20 protein-coding genes and 1 pseudogene are annotated in these 20,913 nt (G+C 42.4%); 6 read left to right on the top strand and 15 right to left on the bottom strand.

From position 1 onward, the window contains the following. Positions 1-186: 186 nt before the first annotated feature. From V7K84_RS31965 to V7K84_RS31950, 4 genes are all read right to left on the bottom strand, one after another. Positions 187-1,740, bottom strand: coding sequence for a serine/threonine-protein kinase (locus V7K84_RS31965; protein WP_334844221.1), 1,554 nt, complete (start codon positions 1,738-1,740; stop codon positions 187-189). 374 nt (positions 1,741-2,114) lie between these two features. Then, complete coding sequence (locus tag V7K84_RS31960; protein ID WP_334844220.1) at positions 2,115-3,128, bottom strand: glycosyltransferase family 2 protein; 1,014 nt, start codon at positions 3,126-3,128, stop codon at positions 2,115-2,117. A gap of 224 nt (positions 3,129-3,352) precedes the next feature. After that, a complete protein-coding gene (locus V7K84_RS31955) occupies positions 3,353-3,799 on the bottom strand; it encodes a hypothetical protein (RefSeq protein ID WP_334844219.1) in 447 nt (148 codons plus the stop codon). Positions 3,800-3,927: 128 nt separating this feature from the next. Continuing rightward, positions 3,928-5,235 (bottom strand): anhydro-N-acetylmuramic acid kinase, encoded by a 1,308-nt coding sequence (locus V7K84_RS31950; protein WP_334844249.1) that lies wholly within the window; start codon positions 5,233-5,235, stop codon positions 3,928-3,930. Positions 5,236-5,730: 495 nt separating this feature from the next. Between V7K84_RS31950 and V7K84_RS31945 the strand changes: the two genes are divergently transcribed. Together V7K84_RS31945 and V7K84_RS31940 are read left to right on the top strand one after the other, a co-directional pair. Continuing rightward, positions 5,731-6,492 carry an Npun_F0296 family exosortase-dependent surface protein gene (locus V7K84_RS31945; protein ID WP_334844218.1) on the top strand — a complete coding sequence of 254 codons (762 nt, stop codon included), beginning with the start codon at positions 5,731-5,733 and terminating at the stop codon, positions 6,490-6,492. 650 nt (positions 6,493-7,142) lie between these two features. After that, positions 7,143-8,345 (top strand): argininosuccinate synthase, encoded by a 1,203-nt coding sequence (locus V7K84_RS31940; protein ID WP_334844217.1) that lies wholly within the window; start codon positions 7,143-7,145, stop codon positions 8,343-8,345. A gap of 143 nt (positions 8,346-8,488) precedes the next feature. Here V7K84_RS31940 and V7K84_RS31935 read toward each other — a convergent pair whose 3' ends face one another. Next, positions 8,489-9,118 (bottom strand): DedA family protein, encoded by a 630-nt coding sequence (locus V7K84_RS31935; RefSeq protein WP_094348022.1) that lies wholly within the window; start codon positions 9,116-9,118, stop codon positions 8,489-8,491. 486 nt (positions 9,119-9,604) lie between these two features. Here V7K84_RS31935 and V7K84_RS31930 point away from each other — a divergent pair, with 486 nt between their 5' ends. Then, entirely contained in the window at positions 9,605-9,958 is a 354-nt protein-coding gene (locus V7K84_RS31930; RefSeq protein ID WP_094348023.1) for an STAS domain-containing protein, read from the top strand. Between the two features lie 484 nt (positions 9,959-10,442). On the opposite strand, the gene V7K84_RS31925 is transcribed toward V7K84_RS31930, so the two are convergent. Together V7K84_RS31925 and rpsF are read right to left on the bottom strand one after the other, a co-directional pair. Then, positions 10,443-11,003, bottom strand: a complete 561-nt coding sequence (locus V7K84_RS31925; protein ID WP_094348024.1) for an Npun_F5560 family protein — start codon at positions 11,001-11,003, stop codon at positions 10,443-10,445. Positions 11,004-11,234: 231 nt separating this feature from the next. After that, the gene (gene rpsF, locus V7K84_RS31920) at positions 11,235-11,615 is read right to left on the bottom strand and encodes a 30S ribosomal protein S6 (protein WP_334844215.1); all 381 of its coding nucleotides are present in this window, start codon (positions 11,613-11,615) and stop codon (positions 11,235-11,237) included. A gap of 381 nt (positions 11,616-11,996) precedes the next feature. On the opposite strand from rpsF, the gene V7K84_RS31915 reads away from it, so the two are divergent. Further along, on the top strand, positions 11,997-12,770 hold the full coding sequence (locus V7K84_RS31915; RefSeq protein WP_334844214.1) for a fumarylacetoacetate hydrolase family protein: 774 nt from the start codon (positions 11,997-11,999) through the stop codon (positions 12,768-12,770). Between the two features lie 3 nt (positions 12,771-12,773). On the opposite strand, the gene V7K84_RS31910 is transcribed toward V7K84_RS31915, so the two are convergent. Both V7K84_RS31910 and V7K84_RS31905 read right to left on the bottom strand, forming a co-directional pair. Next, complete coding sequence (locus tag V7K84_RS31910) at positions 12,774-13,250, bottom strand: Tic20 family protein (RefSeq protein ID WP_094348027.1); 477 nt, start codon at positions 13,248-13,250, stop codon at positions 12,774-12,776. Between the two features lie 82 nt (positions 13,251-13,332). Then, a complete protein-coding gene (locus V7K84_RS31905; RefSeq protein WP_094348028.1) occupies positions 13,333-13,530 on the bottom strand; it encodes a hypothetical protein in 198 nt (65 codons plus the stop codon). A gap of 589 nt (positions 13,531-14,119) precedes the next feature. On the opposite strand from V7K84_RS31905, the pseudogene V7K84_RS31900 reads away from it, so the two are divergent. After that, a pseudogene (locus V7K84_RS31900) lies at positions 14,120-14,464 on the top strand (hypothetical protein); the annotation flags it as partial. A 3,331-nt stretch (positions 14,465-17,795) separates the two neighbouring features. After that, complete coding sequence (psaI, locus tag V7K84_RS31890; RefSeq protein WP_334844212.1) at positions 17,796-17,945, top strand: photosystem I reaction center subunit VIII; 150 nt, start codon at positions 17,796-17,798, stop codon at positions 17,943-17,945. Between the two features lie 177 nt (positions 17,946-18,122). Here psaI and V7K84_RS31885 read toward each other — a convergent pair whose 3' ends face one another. From V7K84_RS31885 to V7K84_RS31860, 6 genes are all read right to left on the bottom strand, one after another. Then, the gene (locus tag V7K84_RS31885; protein WP_012411803.1) at positions 18,123-18,242 is read right to left on the bottom strand and encodes a photosystem II reaction center protein J; all 120 of its coding nucleotides are present in this window, start codon (positions 18,240-18,242) and stop codon (positions 18,123-18,125) included. Positions 18,243-18,311: 69 nt separating this feature from the next. Beyond that, entirely contained in the window at positions 18,312-18,434 is a 123-nt protein-coding gene (locus V7K84_RS31880; protein ID WP_322670285.1) for a photosystem II reaction center protein L, read from the bottom strand. Between the two features lie 8 nt (positions 18,435-18,442). Beyond that, entirely contained in the window at positions 18,443-18,580 is a 138-nt protein-coding gene (gene psbF, locus V7K84_RS31875) for a cytochrome b559 subunit beta (RefSeq protein WP_015115279.1), read from the bottom strand. A gap of 9 nt (positions 18,581-18,589) precedes the next feature. Then, on the bottom strand, positions 18,590-18,838 hold the full coding sequence (psbE, locus tag V7K84_RS31870; protein ID WP_094348030.1) for a cytochrome b559 subunit alpha: 249 nt from the start codon (positions 18,836-18,838) through the stop codon (positions 18,590-18,592). 220 nt (positions 18,839-19,058) lie between these two features. Then, a complete protein-coding gene (locus V7K84_RS31865; RefSeq protein ID WP_334844211.1) occupies positions 19,059-20,078 on the bottom strand; it encodes a photosynthesis system II assembly factor Ycf48 in 1,020 nt (339 codons plus the stop codon). A 140-nt stretch (positions 20,079-20,218) separates the two neighbouring features. Continuing rightward, positions 20,219-20,554, bottom strand: coding sequence for a rubredoxin (locus V7K84_RS31860; RefSeq protein ID WP_322664193.1), 336 nt, complete (start codon positions 20,552-20,554; stop codon positions 20,219-20,221). Between the last annotated feature and the right edge of the window lie 359 nt (positions 20,555-20,913).

Below are 20,913 nucleotides of genomic sequence, written 5' to 3'. Positions count from 1 at the left end.
TGACAATCCACAGGAATCTTTGCCCAGGAAGATTTAGAGGTAATTCCGATACCACTGCTTTAGCAGCTAGTGATTTAACTCTTTATACATATAACTAGAAGTTACATCTTTATATATCTTTTGTTTATAAAACGTTACATTCTTGGAGCGACCACCTATAAAATACGTAACATAAAGAAATTATGCCTAGCTGGAAAGATCGTATGGAGAATCTGTATCTATACTTTCCAGTTTTGTTATAATCTGAGGCTTAATCTTTTCGTACTCGTTTTTGAGTAAACTTTTACTAATTTGCGGGTCGGCAGAGGACATCAACGTATTGCTCATTGCGACCCACTCTTGCAGTCGTTGCCGTTGGGCAGAAGCGACGCTAGAAAGTAAGATGTGGGTACAGCTATTTGGTGCTTCTCGGGCAAAGAATAAGAGGCGGTAGTAACCTGTTTGCTGTAGTAACCGAGCAATTTCTTGACCAAGGCTGGTTTTGAGATCGAGGTAATAAGGCAACCATTTAGCGCCATGCTTGCGATTGTAGATGACAGTAATCCATAGCAGCATGGGATGGGGGATAGAGATGAACAGAAATTGGTTATAGCGCGTACAGAGTAAGCGTTTTTGAATTTCCTCTTGCGGTAGCATCACCCACAAAGCTGGTAAAACCTCCCCATTGGTATGAATGGGCTGGGGAAACACAATATCGGCAATTGGTTTATTTTTGGGCCAGGAAATGGCACGAGCGATTTCATCGTTTGACCAGGATACCCGCAAATCGGCTTTGGTCTTTTGTTCAAGCTCAGTGCTAGCTGTAGTAGTAGGAACGAGGGAATGGCTGGCTTGCTGAATTTTACGGGTATGCTCAGGCTTTTCTAAAGATGCTAAAACTCTGAGGATTTCAGTAATACTTTGGGGGCGATCGCTTGCTTTTTTAGCTAGACAACTCATCACCAAATTTTCAATTTCTTTTGGTAGTTCTAATCCAGGCGCAGCCTCAGCAAAAGAACGTGGTTTTTGATAGTGATGTGTTTTATACCACGCACCAAAAGAGTGAGTTGGTGCCACCAGTGGCATTTTACCTGTGAGCATCTCAAACATCATGACGCCCAAACTATAAATATCAGCACGATTGTCTAATTCCTTACCCTCCATCTGTTCGGGAGAAGAATAAGCCAATGTCCCCAAATAGAATTTTGTATGGTCGCCATCTGACTGTAATAACTTAGCAATACCAAAATCTAGAACCTTGACCAATTCGCCAAAACTGGGATCTTGAATCACCAGCATATTGCTTGGCTTGACATCGCGATGGATAATTGGGCAAATAGTGCCATCAACCGGGATGCCATCATGGGCGCACTGTAACCCCAGGCTGAGTTGACGCGCCATACTGAGGAATCTTGGTAAAGGTAATCGTTGCTTGCGAATAATATTGTTCAGGCTTTGTCCTTGTAAGTATTCCATGACGTAGAACGGCGTGTTATTGTCATCTACGCCATAGTCCATAACTCGGACAATATGGATACTTTTTTGCCCTAGTAAAGCACAGGTTTTTGCTTCTCGCTCAAAGCGGTCTTGCAATCGCATCTTTTCATTTTGGATTGATAGAGCCAGAAACTTAACCGCAACAGGTACACCTCCCAACAATGTATCTTTAGCACGATAAACCCGACCCATTGCTCCAGTACCGATTAACTCTTGGAGTTGGTAGCGTTTGCTGAGTAAGCGACCAATGTTGGGGTCTGACATAGAAAATTCGACTCCAAAAGCAGGTTGTAAATGTTTGGGAGGACAAGTGCATTCAAAAATTGTGGTGTAGCTTTAGTTTGCCCAATTTTGACTAATGCGCTATCACTCTTGGCATCTCCTCTTCTCTACGAGACGTTGCTTTGTGTTGGGAGAAGACGGCACTAGTTTGGCTACACGAAACCTTACCTGCCTTTGTAGGTTAACAAACCTTTAAATTCGCATTAGTCCAAGGAGGTAGGCTTTGTTTGTGTAATAGAGAATTATATTCGCCCAATACTTTTAAAACATTTTTTGATTACCTAACGATATTTTTAACCTTAAAGCTAGCTCTTACTATGTAAAAATGCATTATTTATTGATAAAACTGTAATATTCTAAGTGGTAGTTTTTCGTTTTCTCTGTTGGTTAGGATATATATCAAAACTTGATTTATTATTCATCACATAGTATTGAATTCGACGTTCGATAATACTATTAAGTCGGGACATAAAATCATAAAAGAAACCCGGGTTTTTCCTAATTTCTGTGAATGCTGTTAACCATTTCCCTTGTTTTATAGGTTCTACAACTTGAAGATAAGCTAGATTTTTCTTATAGACTGAGAGATTATAAGATAGAGCACGCCTTAGAGCAGGATTTTTTTTCACAATGTCTTGTTGCATGAAATAGATAGCAGCTTTGCAAGATTGATTGAGACGTGGTAATTGGCTTTGATATACAAGAGAACCAGGACGTGAACGGTAGAAATAATAGGGTTTTGGTTCAATAAAAAACCTAGCTCCTTTAATTAAGCATTTCATATCAAGCCAAAAATCTTGACCCATCCTGATTTCATCATCGTACTCAATGCCGTGTTTAACCAGAAATTCTCGTTTGAATAGAGGCTTGCTTAGACCAAGATGCAATCCTGGTTCACCGAAGACATCAGTTTCTACAAAATAAACGATATCAATTTGGAAGATTTTATCTATACGTTCTCCACTTTCTTGAATCAATGTACTCCAAGGAGATGTTGTACCGTCTTTGATAAAATAAACATCATCAGCAATCATGTCTGCATTTGTTTTATTTGCCAGAGATACAAGCTTTTCCAATCTTTCGGGAGCATACCAATCATCTGAATCAAGTACAGCAATCCATTCTCCTTGAGCTGCCCTGAAGGCGCGATTACGTGCCGCCGCCGCTCCAATATTTTGCCGATTAACTATCACTTTGAGACGTTGATCGGTGAAACTTTTAGCGACTTCTACAGTTTTATCACTTGAGCCATCATCGACTATGATAACTTCAATGTCAGTGAGTGTTTGCTCTAAGGCTGACTCTATTGCCTTCCCAATATAAGTTTCAGTATTGTAAGCAGGGATAATAACGGAGACTTTAGGATTCACGAAACTGAACTCCTGACTACATGGTTAGGTAAAATACTAAAATCCTGACAATAATTTGATCGTTTCTTTTTTACTATACAACTCAGTCGGTCAGTGAGAATAAACGATGAGTGGTTAAAGTTGGGCAGGAGATATTAGGCGTTGGTAAACCAGTGCATTGCCAGAGTTTTTGAACGGCGGTTTTTGGCTTAGAAGAACAGCAAAGCCCTGAGGCAGCACTGCTTTTAAGCTGACTGACGCTCTAGGCTAGCTTCCATTGTGTTAGTTAAAAAATGACCAGCCAAGATACCACTACTGAGGTAATATGTATTTTGCGAAATCCGGTGTAGGGTTTCAAAGCCACTACGACGCTGACGATCGCCTAGTACCCAGTAACGCTGTACGATAGTATCCAGACCAATCCAGCCTTCTCCTTCAACCTGCCCCAAAATATTATGTTGTAGTAAAAAAGTATACTGACGCTCTCCATCATGCAACCGCCCTTTATATTGCAGAGAGATTTCAGAGCGATCGCTACCTGGAAAAATCAGTTTTGTGGCCATAGTAAACCAGTTATCTCGATTCCAAGCGACCAAGGTCATACCCTTGACGCTGATTGGCATACCATTACGTTCTAGCCAATTTCCTTCCATTGCCCAGCGTCCTGGTTCCAATAAAAAAGTATGAGCCACCTTTTATTCCCTGTCTTGCTCGAGTGCCGCCAAAACTACAGTTATAGCAGTGCTAAGTTACGAGTGCTGAGTTGCTAGTGAAGAATGAAGAAATTTTTATATCTTGTTTATTTTTCCTGACTCAGCATTCAGGATTGAACTTGGTGAATTTCTCCCAAAAGTACTTCTTGAGGTGCACCTGTGGCAGCAGGTAGATTGCCAGGAATACCCAAATGTCGCCAGTAGGCTAAAACCGCGAAGGCGATCGCTTCTTTAAAATCTGCACTCAAGCCGACTTCATCTGTTGTCGAGACTGGTATTGATCCCAACAACAATTGTAACCTTTGTTTCAAATAAAGATTGCGACTACCACCACCACATAATAGTACTCGTTGTGGCATTTCTGGCAAAAAAGTGCGGTAACTATGGAAAATTGAAGCAGCTGTAAGTTCTGTGAGAGTTGCCAGTACGTCAGCAGGATTGAGTTGGTATGCTTGAGCATCTTTTAAACACTGATGCAGGTAAGTCACACCAAATAATTCGCGTCCAGTGGATTTGGGTGGCGGCAGATGAAAGTAGTCTTGGTTGAGCCATTGTTCTACTAATTGATGGCAAGGAGTACCACTTGCTGCCCAATTGCCATCTTCATCATAAGTTTTAGCACCACCGCTTAAATGCTCCACCGCTAGATCCAACAGACTATTTCCTGGGCCAGTATCCCAACCACGAATTTTTGAGAGCCAGTCTCCATGCCGAGGCGGAATATAGGCAACATTGCCAATACCACCAATGTTTTGAATACAACGCCCCTCCTGGGGATGACTGAGTAAATAAGCATCGACTCTGGGTACGAGAGGCGCACCATGACCACCAATAGCAATATCAGCAACGCGGAAGTTGCTCACAGTCGCAATGTTCGTAAGATGGGCAATTAATGCACCTCGCCCTAGTTGAAGACTGTAACCCAAGGGACTGCCCAGTGCTGTTAACGGATAGCTAGGGTTTAGCCCGTGGGTAGCGATCGTTTCTCTCCCCCTGCTCCCCTGCTCCTCGGTCACTGAGCGTAGCCGTTCGCGCAGCGTCTCGTAGAGAAGTGCTGCTCCCCCTGCTCCCTCTTTGGGTGGTCGATGATAAACCGTTTGACCGTGGGAACCAATGAGAGTGGCTGGCTGATGACCAATTTGAATATTTTGGGCGGCTTGGGCAAAGACTTGAGCGATCGCATCATCTATTTCCGCTAATTCTGCCATTGAGATGGCAACGCCTGCACCAACTGCTAATATTCTTTCTCTAAGTTGGGCTGGATAAGGATATGTTGCCCCGGCTAGCAACTCAACTTTGAGATCCAATTCTGTGCCGGAAATCTCTACCAACGCAGCGTCTATCCCATCTACGGATGTGCCACTAATTAAACCAATAACGCGAGTCGGGACAACAGCTTTTTCAGGTGGATGCATCGATCGAGATTCTTTTGTTGGTTGCAAGAGTTTAGTTTAATTCATGTTACTAACTATGTCAAAACACTCAAGTTGCATAGTTGACTACAAAAGAAAAAGTAAATAGAGCGAGGGAAGAATCTCAAAACCAATAGCAATGACCACGAATCTATTTCTATTTATCAGCAAGCAAAGAATTTCAAATAGTTTTGTTTATTATCTTGATCGATCCTTAATCAGGACAACATCCGAAGATACAAACTCTTGATATATACTAGCTAACTTCACAACTTTTTTATCTTCAGATAAAGAACAGATATCCTATCCACTTTTCCGGCAAGTGAAACTACTCATTTATGTTCAAAAGCAGGGCAAATTATTGGCTAAATTTAGGAATTTTTCAATAAATACAAATCCAGTAGTTTCATCCTATTGTTTCTTCTAGAAGACACTACATAATGAATCCAAGTCGCACAACGAACTTTTCAACAATTAAAAATACAGAATTTCAAAATTATGTCTCTTACAAAAATTGCTTGTATCGCTGCTCTATCTTTATCTGCAATCTCCTCATTTATCTATGCAGGTTCTGCCCAGGCTATTTCCTTCCAAATAACCACTGGCATTGCAGGCCCTAATGGAGAAACTGACCAAGGTGCTTTTTCTGAGTTTACTCAACTTCCTGGTACGACAACTGTTAACTTCAATGATGGTCAAGCACCAACCACTGGTTTTGCTAAATACTCATTTGAGAATAACAGTGGAAGCAGCAGTGTGAGGTCAGATGTATGGGCACCTGCTGGGGCAAATGGTGAGGTCAATAATGGGAAGTATTTGGCAGTTTTCAACGGCGATAATGTCACAATTAACCTTGCAAGTTCCCTCAATTATTTCGGTATTGACTGGGGAGCTATTAGTTCTGGTAACGTTTTTTCCTTCTACAATGGCGATAATCTAATCAAATCATTTACAACTGAGGATGTGAACCCAGTTGCTCCAATTCGTGCATTACAGCATGGCGGTGAAGGAAATGGCTATCTTCACTTCTACTCAGATAGTAGCAACGATATTTTCAACAAGATTGTCATTACCCAAACAGGTGGTGGTGGATTTGAAAGCGACAACCATTCTTTCCATCTAGGAACTGACAAATTTACTGGTTTTGACCCCGAGTCTGTTCCTGAGCCTAGCATTACATTAGGTATGCTGGCTGTAGGTGGTATGTTTCTACGCAAGCGCAAGAACGAAAAGTTGCAAAGTGTAAGGCAATCTCATTAAATATATCAATCTTACTTAGCTAAGTAAGATTTTCTCTACACTCTACCCTTAGTCTGTACAAGCATTTAAAAACTTAGTTAATATTAAATACAAATCAGGGTGAGCTTACTTAGGTAAACTCGCCCTAATCCTTTTGCCATTGATAATCCAATGCAGTTCAGCTAAGGGCTATTGCTGTATGTAAATAATTAGTCTTTTCAGACGCGATAAATCGCGTCTCTACATGAGGGTTTTGATCTTCTCTGAACTGTATTAATTTATAATCGTACCTTCTTCTACAGTCAATGTTACGCGTAGCAAGCTGTAGAAAAATTTTCTTTAACTAGACTTTTTGCATGAATCAAAAGCCCTCACCCTAAATTCCTCTCCCAAGCTTGGGAGAGGGACTTTGAAATTAGCTCCACCGATCTCAATTTTGGGAAAAGCGGTTGGGGGATGTAGCAAGATCCCACAGGGTGGGCAAATTTTACATTTTTGCAAGAGGTATGCTCAATACTGCTTAGAGCTTAACCGAACTGGATTAAGAGTAAACTGTAATTCTGACTCTTAACTCCTAAATCTTCCTACAGGTTGTTGCATGAATAAAATATACATGGATTAGTTTAGATATAATAATGACTCATTCTTTGTTGTCCTAACTGGAGAAATTAATGGGTCGCGCCAAAAAGGTTGTCCTGGCATATTCTGGCGGAGTGGATACCTCAGTTTGCATCCCCTACCTCAAGCAGGAGTGGGGTGTGGAAGAGGTGATTACCCTAGCAGCAGATTTAGGTCAGGGAGATGAATTAGAGCCAATCAGAGAAAAAGCTCTGAAATCGGGTGCAAGTGAATCCCTAGTGGCGGATGTCAAAGACAGCTTCGTTAAAGATTACGCCTTTGGAGCGATTCAAGCCAACGCCCTTTATGAAAATCGTTATCCTCTAGGAACCGCTCTTGCTCGTCCACTGATTGCCAAGGTATTAGTAGAAACAGCCGAAAAATATGGTGCTGATGCGATCGCTCACGGTTGCACTGGCAAAGGGAACGATCAGGTTCGCTTTGATGTCTCTGTCACCGCCTTAAACCCCAATCTGAAGATCCTCGCACCAGCCAGAGAATGGGGAATGAGTCGTGAAGAAACAATCGCTTATGGTGAGAAGTTTGGTATCCCCTCACCAGTCAAAAAATCTTCCCCCTATAGTATTGATAAGAATTTGCTCGGTCGTAGCATTGAAGCTGGTTTACTCGAAGATCCCTCATTTGAGCCACCAGAAGAAATTTATGAGATGACCAAAGCGATCGCTCACACTCCCAACGAGCCAGAGTACATCGAAATTGGTTTCCACGGTGGTATTCCCACAACCCTCAACGGTATAGCCAAAAAGCCAGTTGAGCTAATTGAAGAACTCAATCAGGTGGTAGGAAATCATGGCATCGGACGGATCGATATGATTGAAAACCGTCTGGTGGGGATCAAATCGCGGGAAATCTACGAATCACCCGCGATGTTGGTGCTAATTCAGGCACATAGGGATTTAGAAAGCTTGACTTTAACGGCAGATGTTACCCATTACAAGCGTGGGATTGAAGAAACTTACAGCCAAATTGTTTATAACGGTTTGTGGTACAGTCCGCTCAAAGTTGCACTCGATGCCTTTATTCAAAAGACACAAGAGCGAGTTTCTGGAACTGTACGAGTGAAGTTGTTCAAGGGCAGCTCTACGATAGTTGGGCGTTCGAGTGATAATTCCCTCTACACTCCCGATTTGGCAACCTACGGAGCCGAAGATAAATTTGACCACAAAGCCGCTGAAGGCTTTATATACGTTTGGGGACTACCGACTCGCATTTGGTCACAGCAGGTTAGGGGTTGAGAGTTAAAAGTTAAGAGTTAAGAGTTAGGAGTTAGGAGCTAGGAGTTAAAAAAGCAAAATACAAAAGTAAAAGTTAAAAAAATTCACTTTTTACTTTACTCCTCACTCCTCACTCCTCACTCCTCACTTAGTTTATGCTTGACTTACTCTTCTGCTGCACCTTTAACCTGGCGAGACTCCAGCCACAGGGGCACAATAATTAAAGCAGCGAGGATTAGTAACGCTGCGATCGCAAATTGACCCACCCAAGCAACCAATTGTTCTAAAGAGACTACTTTGCCTGCAAAAAAAGCTAATGTCACCATCAAACTAGCCCAAGCAACTGCTCCTAACAAGTTGTATAAAAAGAATTTTCCAAAGGGCATTTCAGCTATACCAGCTAGTGGTGCAGCAAAAACTCGTAACAATGCCAAAAAACGTCCAAAAAACACCCCTTTAGCAGCATTTTGACTAAATTGATCTTTAATACTCAGCAGCCGCACTTCAGAAATCCGAAATATGCTGCCAACTTTTACCAGAAAAGCCCAACCGCTTACTCTACCAATCCAATAGCCACAAGTGCCACCAATGACAGCACCCATGATTGCGTCACCGAGAACCAGCCAGTAATTTAGTTCATCGCTACCAGCTAAAAACCCGCCTACTAAGGTCACGGTTTCACCAGGAAGGGGAATGCCTAAATTTTCTAGCAAAATTCCGAAAAAAATTGCCCAATACCCGTAATTATGAGCAACTTCCTGGATATTTTCTAGTGAAATCAGCTCTAAAGACATTCCGCACCGCCGTCTTTACAAATTTTTACTTTTACTATATCTTTGCTTGTTTTTGGGTGGGGTGTCAATCAAACTAATACATAGAGTCATTAAGTCATTAGTTTAATACTGAATAATCCATAGATTTTAATCTATGCTAACTGTTAACTTTCTACTATTAACTATACAACTTTTGGGACTAATACCACATTTTCATAATTTATTAAAAAAAGATTAAAAATTTTATAGAAAGTTTATAAATATCCGTTTAAATTGTGAAAATCTTGTAAAAGATACGGTTGATACCGAAATTGTTAGGCGCTTATGCCTATATTGATGAAAGTTATCACAAATTATACGACATGAATACTGAAATAATCTTTCTCAGCTGTAGGACTGCAATTGCCCAAATATTTGGGTAAAAGAGTCATTTCACCGTTGAAAGAGAAGAGGTATTGATGTCTTTTTCAATTTTTTGTCAAGTGTTCCAATTACCCTGTTAAATTCATGGCTTTCACACAAGAACTTCAAGTGATTTTGTTTAAACCCCAAGGAAGCATAGATTTGGAAGGCGGTAAGGCTTTGAGCGAACAGATGGCTGGAGTAGTCCCTCAAGCTTATCAACTCTGGGTTATCGACCTAGCAGAAGTTAACTTCATGGACAGCTCTGGATTAGTTCCTTTAGTAAAAGGCTTAAAAGCTGCACGTCAGAGTGGTTGCCGCTTGGTTCTATGCAACGTACAAGCTCCTGTACGGTTGATTTTGGAACTTACCCAACTCGATACAGTGTTTGAAATTTTTCACACTTACCAAGATATTTTTACCACCGTCAAAGATAACAGTCTGGTGCTAGCAGACTAACTAATAAATCTACCTATAGAAGGATGGCGGAGTCAAGCAATATTTGCATTTTTTCACATTCTCTTAAGATAACAGTCTGGTGCTAGCAGACTGGTCTTCTTTCTTGTCTAGAGAAGAATGTTGAGGGAAACTCATGGCTTTGAGCTAGGCAGTATAAATTACAGATGAATGAATCTGCTTATTGGATAATTATCCACCTAAAGTAGTAAAGTTCAGAAATGACTAAAATTGGTCAAAGCAAATGCAACTGTTTGTGATACTCCCCAGCCTTTTCAAGACAGGGTTTTTCAAATTACTCTAAGCTAATTGTTTTATATACTGCGTAACTAGTGAAAGGAAGCAGGAGGTAAGAAAGGTTAGAATATGAGCTTTGACGTTATTTCTAACTCTATAGTTATTTTTGCCTCGATCTACTACTTGGATGCCTCCAAGATGCTTCGATGCACCAATTTCTTACCTCTTAGATTTCACGATAATGGTAATTTTAGGCATTCTGGGGAGTCGAAATATTAGTTTGTTCGGATGCTGGGCGGGGAAAATTTGGTAAATCAATACCGCTGTGACTAGCATTGCGAGTTTTTAGTGCTAAACGGTAACTCACACTTTGCAGTTCTGCTTGCAGTTGGCGGTTTTCCCGTTGTAGCGTTGCTACCTTTTCTCTCACTGGCGTCATCCGCTCCTCAAACTTCCGACGGTAAATTTGAGGCAACTCTTGTACTACTTGCTCCAACATCCGAGTGCGATCGGTAAGTTCTTGAACTGACTGTCGCAATTGATAAATTTCGGAGTCACGAGTTGTAATTTGCTCTTGGTAGAACGCCACCTGCTGTTCCACAGCTTGGAGTTGTTCTTGTAAAGCGTGTAACTGGGTCAGATCGCGCTCAAATTCCGGCTGCTGGGGCATAAAACTAGTGTTACCCTTTACCAGCCGGAAGAGTTCTTGAGATAGTTGTTGCACTAATTGATCGCGAAGTTGCAACTCTTGGCGTAGCTGCGATACTTCCGTCGAGAGAACTTGAATATTAGGTGTATCAGATTGGCTCACAGTAGCTTAAAGCTCCCATTCAGAATCTTGTCCACTCTTAGGTATAACTGCGGGAGTACTACCTTTGGCAAGTATTTGTTAATTTAGCATTCCCAAACAAGTCACGAAAAAAGAAAAAGACAAAATTTTATTGAATGCGGATTGGGAATTGGGGATGGTGGGGCCCCCTCTGGGGATAAGGGGTAATGGGGATTAATTATTTCTCCCTCATCTCCCTCATCTCCCTATTTTCTAAACTGTTGCAGGTGCAGGTGCAGGTGCAGGTGCAGGTGCAGCTACTTTAGTGGGCTTTTCTTTTTCCTCTTTAGGGGGTTTTTCTTCTTCAATATCCTGCTTAATTGTCAAATAGCGAATCACTTCTTCACTCAAACGCATGGCGCGTTCAAAGGGGGCGATCGCAGTTGCAGGCGCACTGTAGTTTAATTGGATGTAGATGCCATCCCGGTGTTTTTTGATTTCGTAAGCCAGACGGCGCTTACCACGATTTTGAATTTGGATCTCCTCAGCGCCTTGATCGCGAAGCAAATTCTGATATTTTGTAACCGCTTGCTCTACCTGTTCCTCTCCGAGGTCAGGACGGAGGATGTACATTGTTTCGTAATTTGTAGTCATATTTTTCAGTTTCCTCATGGACAAAAGTGGCTGCCGATATTAATTTATACCTGACTTTTATTTAAAATTCCAGTATTAATCAACATCTGAAGCAACAAGGAACTATAATCTTACCAGTTTTCAATTTGAATCATTAGCCAAATCGCCGAAGTTTGGATTTTTTGGATGTCCCTAATGAAAACTAGGTTGGGAGGCAACCCCGATATTTCTTTCACAAGATCGATCGAGCTATCAGCTTCGCTAAGGGGTATCTTTCTTTAAAGGCATCTTAGTAGCGATCGCTTTTTTGCTCAAGGCTCAATCGGTTGGCTAAACAGCTAACTGACGATTGCTACCTGCTCACAGCTTCTAATCGTAGAAAAAAGGATATTCATCAAGGTTATGGCGCAGCGCTACGTGCGAATTCAAAATCCAGAAGGACAGATTTACTATGGGTTACTACAGTTATCCCTGAATGTGCAGGTGCTAGATGCTCCACCCTGGTTACATGGACAACCCACTGATTTAACTTTGACACCAGAAAATTACCAAATTCTAGCTCCCTGCGCTCCCTCAAAAATTGTGGCGGTGGGTAAGAATTATGCAGATCATGCAGCCGAAATGGGAACTCCAGTACCTTCTGAGCCACTAATCTTTCTTAAACCACCTACGTCGATCATTCCATCTGAGAGGGAAATTAAGTATCCCCCCCAGTCACATAGAGTTGACTACGAAGGAGAGTTAGCTTTAGTGATTGGCGATTATGCCTTTGAATGTACGCCAGAGGTAGCCCAAACCAAAATTTGGGGCTACACCATCGCCAATGATGTAACAGCACGGGATTTACAAAAACAGGATGGTCAATGGACGCGAGCCAAAGGTTTTGATACTTTCTGTCCCTTGGGGCCTTGGATTGTCCGGGAATTAAATCCAGGAGCGAGATTGCAGACTTTTGTAAATGACGACGCTAATCCAGTCCAATCTACCTGTATCGACCGGATGGTATTTTCCCCCGATGTTTTAGTTTCCTATATCAGTCAGGTGATGACGCTACTCCCTGGTGATTTGGTGCTTACAGGTACGCCGGAGGGTGTAAGTGCTTTGCATCCAGGCGATCGCGTCCGCGTAGAAATTGAAGGTATCGGTCGCCTGGAAAACACCGTAGCGTCCCGTTAATTTCTAACGCACTTGCATATACACTGCATCGGAAATCGCTGGAATTTCTGCATAACGTCCACTTACAGACTGGATGACTGAATATGCGACTGCTCCCACTATACCGATAAAAATGGTTGTGGATAGGGTTTGGATGGCAAAACCACCAGAGGGAACTAGTCCCACAACATCAGTTAGGATGCTAAACAAAAAGATGATGATGTCCAAAAGGATTGCTTGCATGGTGTTGAAACGAATAAAGTGACTAATTTTTTCGTTTCTTACTACTAGCAAAAATAAAGCAAAGAAAATAATCATTCCTGCATAACGCACGCCGTAGTAAATTCTCAACAATGGCAGAAGCGGTAAAAACAGTAGTTGTAATGGTGGAAACTCTGAAAGCAAATATCTACCAAATACAAAAACTTCAATTAGAGGAAGCAAATAAGGCAAGGAAGCAAAAATCCGATCTGAAACTGTTGTAGACCCGCGCCAAGACATTATGCGTTCTCCTGTGGTTAAATTTTTAATAGTTACTTGAGCTTAGGATAACGCAGTTGCTAGGTCTTGCTGAGAAATTCAACTATTCTATATGGGCGATGCGAAAGCCCATCATGCACTCATACTGGTCTGGCTGCTGTTGAGTAAGTTTGCGAATGGCTTGACCACAGCGCAGTTGACCCCCACGCCAACGGGGTTGACCGCTCCCGTCAGCGAGTAAACAAGACTGGCAAACTTGCTCAGGGGCAAGGATTTGCTCGTCCATTAAAATGACTAGCATCGAATCCCTCCTGTAAATCTTCATTGTCAACCCACATTTCACTCAGGGTAAACACGCTTTGTCGCCCTTTAAAGAGCAGTTTCAGGTAGGTTGGATGCGTTTTGCGTGGTTAAGTGTTGTGATTTGCGCCTAACTTGGGCGATCGCAGAGGACACTTAAGAGCCACATCCTACCTCTTTGTAGCAAAAATGTGGGCAATTACAATTCAATAACAATTCTCAAGTGAATTTAAATTTATTGTACGTTGTGTCTATTGCAAAGTGGAAATCTTAGTAAAAAATAATACAAAATTTGTTGCACTAAGTTGAGCAAAGACAACTAACGGTATCCATTGCATCCCTGTTAATTTAGCACTAGGATGTGTCAAACTTAATATTCAGAAAACAACAAAAGCTTTACACATAAGCAAGACGGCGACTTATTGAAATTCCCTTGAGGTGAGTAGTTAAAGTGTGGGAAGTCAAGCCAGTAAAACTGAGTTAACTTGATAGCCATTTAAGTGAGGCATTTCTAAAATACTGAGGTAAACTTGCAAGCAAGTTAATCCACAATATTACTCAGCGGCTCGTCGGTCTGGGCATCACTTACAATGGAACACTGGCAATTTCTGATACAGAAACAAGGCGCTCGCTCGTGGCATATCCTAGAATCGCCAAATTTGGAAATTTTGGAAGGACAGTATAGAGTTTTGGCTCGTTCTAACCTTCTTAATACAGACGTGGAAGTGCGGGTAACTCACTCTTCAACAGAGGAAGTTCAACCAACGCGGCGAATTTTCAAGCGATCGCGTCGCACTAATTCAGAAGGCGTAATGGCGGTAATTCCTTTTACCTACTTCCAGGCGGGAGTTTGGGAGTTGCGTTGTTCCGGCGATTTGATGTCGGATCTGCTCGGTAAATCTTGGCAATACAGCGTGCAAGTGCAAGTCTTCTCGCTGTTAGCAGAGAGAGAACCGAGGAAAAATTTAGGATCGAGTTCACCCGACGATCGCCTAGATACTGTTTCTGAAAACTTGGAATCTAATGCCTCAGCAGAAACGGCAATTACGTTATTTACGTTTGAGAAAGCGATCGCAGTTTCTGAAGAACTGGCAATTACTACAAATGGCAACCTTGTTACCACTGTTGCGCCAGATGAAGAGAACTTGGAATCTAATGCCCCAGCAGAAACTGCAATTGAGCTAGATAATGCGATCGCAGTTTCTGAAGAACTGGCAATTACTACAGATAGCAACCTTGTTACTACTGTTGCATCAGATGAAGAGAACTTGGAATCTAATGCCTCAGCAGAAACGGCAATTACGTTATTTACGTTTGAGAAAGCGATCGCAGTTTCTGAAGAACTGGCAATTACTACAGATAGCAACCTTGTTACCACTGTTGCACCAGATGAAGAGAACTTGGAATCTAATGCCCCAGCAGAAACTGCAATTGAGCTAGATAATGCGATCGCAGTTTCTGAAGGACTGGCAATTACTACAGATAGCAACCTTGTTACCACTGTTGCCTCAGATGAAGAGAACTTGGAATCTAATGCCCCAGCAGAAACTGCAATTGAGTTAGATAATGCGATCGCAGTTTCTGAAGAACTAGCAATTACTACAGATGGCAACCTCACTGTTGCCTCAGATGAAGAGAACTTGGAATCTAATGCCCCAGCAGAAACTGCAATTGAGTTAGATAATGCGATCGCAGTTTCTGAAGGACTGGCAATTACTACAGATAGCAACTTCATTACCACTGTTGCGTTAGATGAAACGGAAGAAGATGAAGATATAGTTATCGATCAGCCTGTGAGTCCTGTGTGGCTCAAAGGAGAGACGGCAGAGCAGATTTTACAAAATTTAATAGATTTAGCTTTACCCACCTCTGAACTGCTGCCCCAAGATGAAAAAGTTACAGATTCTTCGGCAACACAACTACCGCCACCATTACTGCTAACTTTAAGTGAGGATAATTATATTGCTCGTTGGGGACAAGCTCTTATAATCAACGGGTACATAGAATTCCAAGAAAAGACAAATCTAGATTGGGATGAAACATCATCTCCAAAAAGCTTGCGGGCGCTTGAAGTAGAAATTGAACTGCGATCGCCCAATAACTCGAAAATCTTGACTAAAGTACGGCAACCCTTATCAGATAAGGAGTTGCCCTTTAGTATCAATACCTCAATTGATATTCCTGCTGATTGTGAATCCAAGCTAATTTTGGCAGACATCAGTTTGTATGGTAAATTCGCTGATGCTGGTGAAGTCATTTGGTTAGCCAGCCAGTCCTTCACCATTACAGCAGATGTAACAGAATTACTGGCAATCACAGCCGCAGCAAAATCCAGTACATCTTTAAATGACCTCGTAGCAACATCGAACTCATCTGCTGCTTTCACAGAAACAGAGACACCTGTTAGGCTCGATTTGAAACTATTAAATTTGGTCAAGACTCCAAAAACAGACCAGTCTCAGATAGTTCATCTATCTCCAAACACACCTTTACCAGCGCAAATTAACCTGCAAGTTCTGCGAGAAGCTAATCTGCGGACATCTAAGTTCAAGAATTCAAGCATTTCGTTGCCTCAATTACCGAAACTACCCCCTATTCAAAGTGATGCCAACATTCCCACAGATGTTGTTGCAGAACCACAGACACGGGAGGAGCTTGTAGAAAAGGATACTATTATAGCCACCATCAACTTAGAGCAGTTGGTCATCAAGCAACGTCGAATGCCAATACTTGAGACTACTTTGCCATACTTGAAACGGTTACAAGCTTTGCCAGATGATGCCGAAGAAAAAGTAAAAAACAATGTTCCTCCAGATGAATTGGAAGTTAAAGCGGCTGAAGACTTGCCAAAGTTGGATGCAACTGTGACTGAAGATGAAAATATACCTGAATTAGTAGTAGGTGACGCACAATTCCAGGAAGAATCTGTTTCTGAAGTCGAAGCCCCGCAAAATTCGCAATTCCAGGAAGAATCTGTTGCTGAAGTTGAAGCCTCACAAAATTCGCAATTCCAGGAAGAAGTTGCTGAAGTTGAAGCCTCCCAAAATTCGCAATTCCAGGAAGAATCTGTTGCTGAAATCGAAACCCCCCAAAATGCACAATTAATTACAACCGGAAACCTTTATTCATCTCCCCTGTTGAGGAAGTGGATGCAGAGCCAAGGATACTCCTTGCCTGAATCTATCAACGATCTGCAACCTCAAGATTACAATAACTATGTTCCACCGCAGCAGATACCCCTTCCTCCTAGTGCAGAAAATGCGAATGTTGATGTTAACTTGCCATTAGACCTAGATGCCAACACGGAGAATAATCTGAGCGAAGATTGGAGCAGTTCACCACTTCTCCTGACTGAAACGCGCAAGGGAGAAGAGACATGGGAAGAAGTCGAAGGATTGGCTCCTGAACTGAAGAACTTTGGGGAAGATATAGACACAGCGCAGGAAGTGGGACTGGGGAACGGAGAAAATACGGAAATAGAAACAGTACTAGAAGAACCAACAATCTCATCAGCTCTGTTAACACAAGTACCGCCCCCTCCTCCTCCAATAAAAATAAATATAGCGTCAGCTTGGTTGGCGCAAGAAATCGTTGTAGATGATACAGATACCGAACTGGAAGGCGATACAAAGGAGAGTGACACCTTTGAAGAAAAGGAGCAACCACTTTTATATTCATCTTCTTCCTTACCTCTAATTGCGGCAGCCACTGAGCCTTTGCCAACTCCACATTTGTATGTGCCAGAAGGCGAATTAATTGCTGGCAAGTCGGTCATAGTGCGCGTAGTACTGGCAGAAGTACCTCTGCAAGTTGTTGTCAAGTTATGGCTTGAAGATTATCAAACTCGCTACTTACTAGATGGCCCCCATTTGTTGACAAATTTACTTCCTAATGCATCGGGAGATTTGGAAGTGATGACACAATTAAACATTCCCTTTGGCTGTTTGGAAATTCGCTTAGGAGCGATCGCACTCGATCTTACAACTCAACAGGAGAGTCACAAAGTCACAATAGTGCGAACCGTGATTCCTCCAGACTTGCCAAGCTTGCAACTAGATGAACTCCTGGGTATGTAACTCAGGTATGAAAGGTATTGGGCATTGGGCACAAGAGGCAGAGGGAAAAGAACTTGTACAATAACTCTCCTCTGCTCCCCATCTCCCAATTATCCCCTGTGTTAAAAATATGAAAGAATTTCAAAAATTTGGCAGAATTTGCAGTAAGCTCATCTTGAATTGTAGTGTGATTTCATAGGAACCTTTAACTATGGCAACTTCTTTTTTACCTACTGTCTTGGCTAGTACTTCGTACTTGTCTGCTATCTTCGTGCCCATAATTGGTTGGGTTTTGCCAGGTGCGGTCTTCGCGTTTCTGTTTTTATACATTGAAAGCGACGATATCAGCGATATCAACTGATACTGATGTAGTCATTAGTCACTTGTCATTTGCAAAAAACAAATGACAAAAGACAAATGAGAAATGACCAAAATTAATACCGCCCATCTCATAGAGACAGGCGGTTTTTTTAACGTTGATTTCTCAACAAATGCTAGAAAGTTCTAACTTATAGTATTCGGTTCAAACTAACTAATGTTAAATCGAAGAACCGAGTCCGGCGTAGGCACCATAAAAGAAAATGCCCAAGACTGTAATTATACCTAAACCTGCGATCGTAGCGACGACCCACAGGGGAATTCTCCCACTTCCAGACACAGCTTCTCTCCTCCCTTAACAACAAATCAACACACGTTCATAAACCAAGATTAACAACAGTACTTCTAATTAGTTAAAGAAGTAACTGGAAAACAGAATACCCAGAACGAAAATCATTAGTAATCCCAGGTATAAAGAAGTCCGGTTTAGTTCAACCGGCTGATTATTGGGATTGGGGGATCTTTCTACCATAATTGCTCCTAACGTTGAATAAATTGCATTGCGGCGATCGCGCCCAAAAAGAATACAGTTGGTACACCTAAGGTGTGTACTGCCAGCCATCTAACGGTAAAAATTGGATAGGTAACTGGTTGATTGATGTTGTTTCCGCTAGTCATGATCTCAAACTACTTTCCAATAAATTCTTCAACTTGTTTTTTAGCTTCAAAACGGTTCTTCACAATGGGCACTTCCTGCCGCGCTGGTGTGAAATACTCGTTGGGACGGGGTGTACCAAAAGCATCATAAGCCAGTCCGGTGCTGACAAATAGCCAACCGGCAATAAATAATGCCGGGATGGTGATGCTGTGGATTACCCAGTAACGAACGCTAGTAATGATGTCCGAAAACGGACGTTCTCCAGTGGTACCTGACATTTAGATCCCTACCTTATACATAGAGTGTTATTGAGTTTATTATCCTACAAAGATAAGAAAGAGTTACAAGTTGCAACGTTCTTCTCAGAAATTGTACGTTGGGAATGGGGCATTGGAAGAGGCAGAGGGGCAGAGGGACGAGGGGCAGAGGGGAAATAACCTACTGCAACTTCTTCTCTGCTCCCCTGCTCCCCACTCCCTGCTCCCTGCTCCCTGCTCCCTAAGCCGCCTCTGGGGAAGTTGCTTCAGGGTTTGGTAGATATTTGAGCAAAACGCCGCGATCGCCAATTATAAATCCCCGCTCTGGCTCTAAGAACACAATCTTGTACAAATTAGCCGCAACTTCTTCTATGTCACGGTCTTTTTCCCAGGTTTTGCCACCGTCGCCGCTGCGTAGCAAATTACCGCTACCGCCACCTACCCAAATTTCATCGGGTGTACGATATGCCAAATCCAGTAAACCCCAACTGGTGGATAACTCTGGATATTTTGCCTCTTGCCATTCTTCAGGTTTAGTTGGGTCACTAAACTGAACTTGACCTCCTCTAGCTAGCAACCACAATTGCCCATTGTCACCAAAGCCCATGTTTTCTACTCGCCGAGAACTATTGCGGTTATGGGGTACCCAAGCACCTTGGCCTGGTTCCCAAGTCGAGTAGAAGCTACCCTTAGCAGAAACAGCAATATATTTACCATCAGGAGAACGTTCCAAGTTACGCACCACACCCACTGCTGATTCCACCTGGGCTTTCCAGTTTTTGCCGCCGTCTGTGGTCTTATATATGGCTCCAACATTAGTAGCCATTTCCGCTGTATTGTCTGCTAGCGCCTTAACTGCGATCGGGCTACCTGGTAGCTTTTCGCTCAGGGGGATACGCGACCAAGAAGCACCTTCATCGGTAGTGTGTAGTAACAGTCCAGGCTCTCCGGCAATCCAGCCTTCTTTACCTGCAAAACTTACTGAGTCAAAGCGATACTTCTGCTCATCCAGTTGCAGTGTTATTGGTTTCCAGGTATTACCACCGTCATTGGTTTCCAATAGGGTGGCATTGCTACCGACTAAATAGCCATGCTCAAGGTTATCAGTAAAAGCAATATCCAATAAATTTGAGTCTGTTGGCACAGAAATTACTTTCCAAGGGTTGTAGCTAACAGAGGGAACTTGGCTACACCCTATGCACATCACGACTACTATTAACAAGGCAAATATTCGTTGCCAACCTTTCACAATTGAATGCATCAGTATTTCTTAGTTATTTCTAAATTTTTGTAGGAGTTGGCAGCCAGGATGCTGTAACTCCTGGCTTTTTCATTTTGAATTTTGTTAGCGCAGTGTAAACCCTCTGGTAGAGAGCTTTATTTGGAATTGCTTAAAGGCTGTCATTGTAAGCCGTAAAGACTGATAAAAAACAAGAAGCCAAGAGCCAAAGCACCAAAAATTAGGATATTTTTTTGGGTTGGCGTTAGGTTGTTAACACCCAAACCATAACCAAGATTTTCTTTAAAGCCGGATGCAGTACCGGCAGGGCCGATGTTGGCAAAAGCGGTCTTTTTAGCAGAACAAACTGGACAGCGCCAATTTATGGGCAGTTCTGCAAAGCTTGTCCCTGAAGGAATATCATCTTTGTCGTCTCCCTTTTCGGGTTCGTAAACATAACCGCAGGCGCGACACTCGTAGCGGTCTAACACCGTAGTCTCAACAGCTGGTTCGCTCATGGCTAAGGCCTCGCAAAGGAGAAATCTTAAATATACGTTAAAAATTATGACATAATTGTTAGACTTTTCTATCACTAGCAAAAGTGAATCAAATACCTGAAGTGCGTCTGTTTCGCAGATTTCAGAAAAACCAAACAGATATAATGTAAAAGAAAGTTACGCAGTTAAGAGATTGGGCATGGGGCATTGGGCATTGGGACATTGGGCATGGGGCACAAGAGGCAGAGGTGCAAAGGGGCAGAGGGGCAGAAGGGAAAGAACTTGTACAAGAACTCTCCTCTGCTCCCCTGCTCCCCTGCTCCCCCACTCCCCCACTCCTAAATACCTAATATCTAGTCATCAGTACCCAATCTCCACTC

It is taken from the genome of Nostoc sp. (assembly GCF_036917315.1).
Taxonomy (GTDB): Bacteria; Cyanobacteriota; Cyanobacteriia; order Cyanobacteriales; family Nostocaceae; genus Nostoc.
This window is presented reverse-complemented; position numbering and strand designations above follow the sequence as displayed.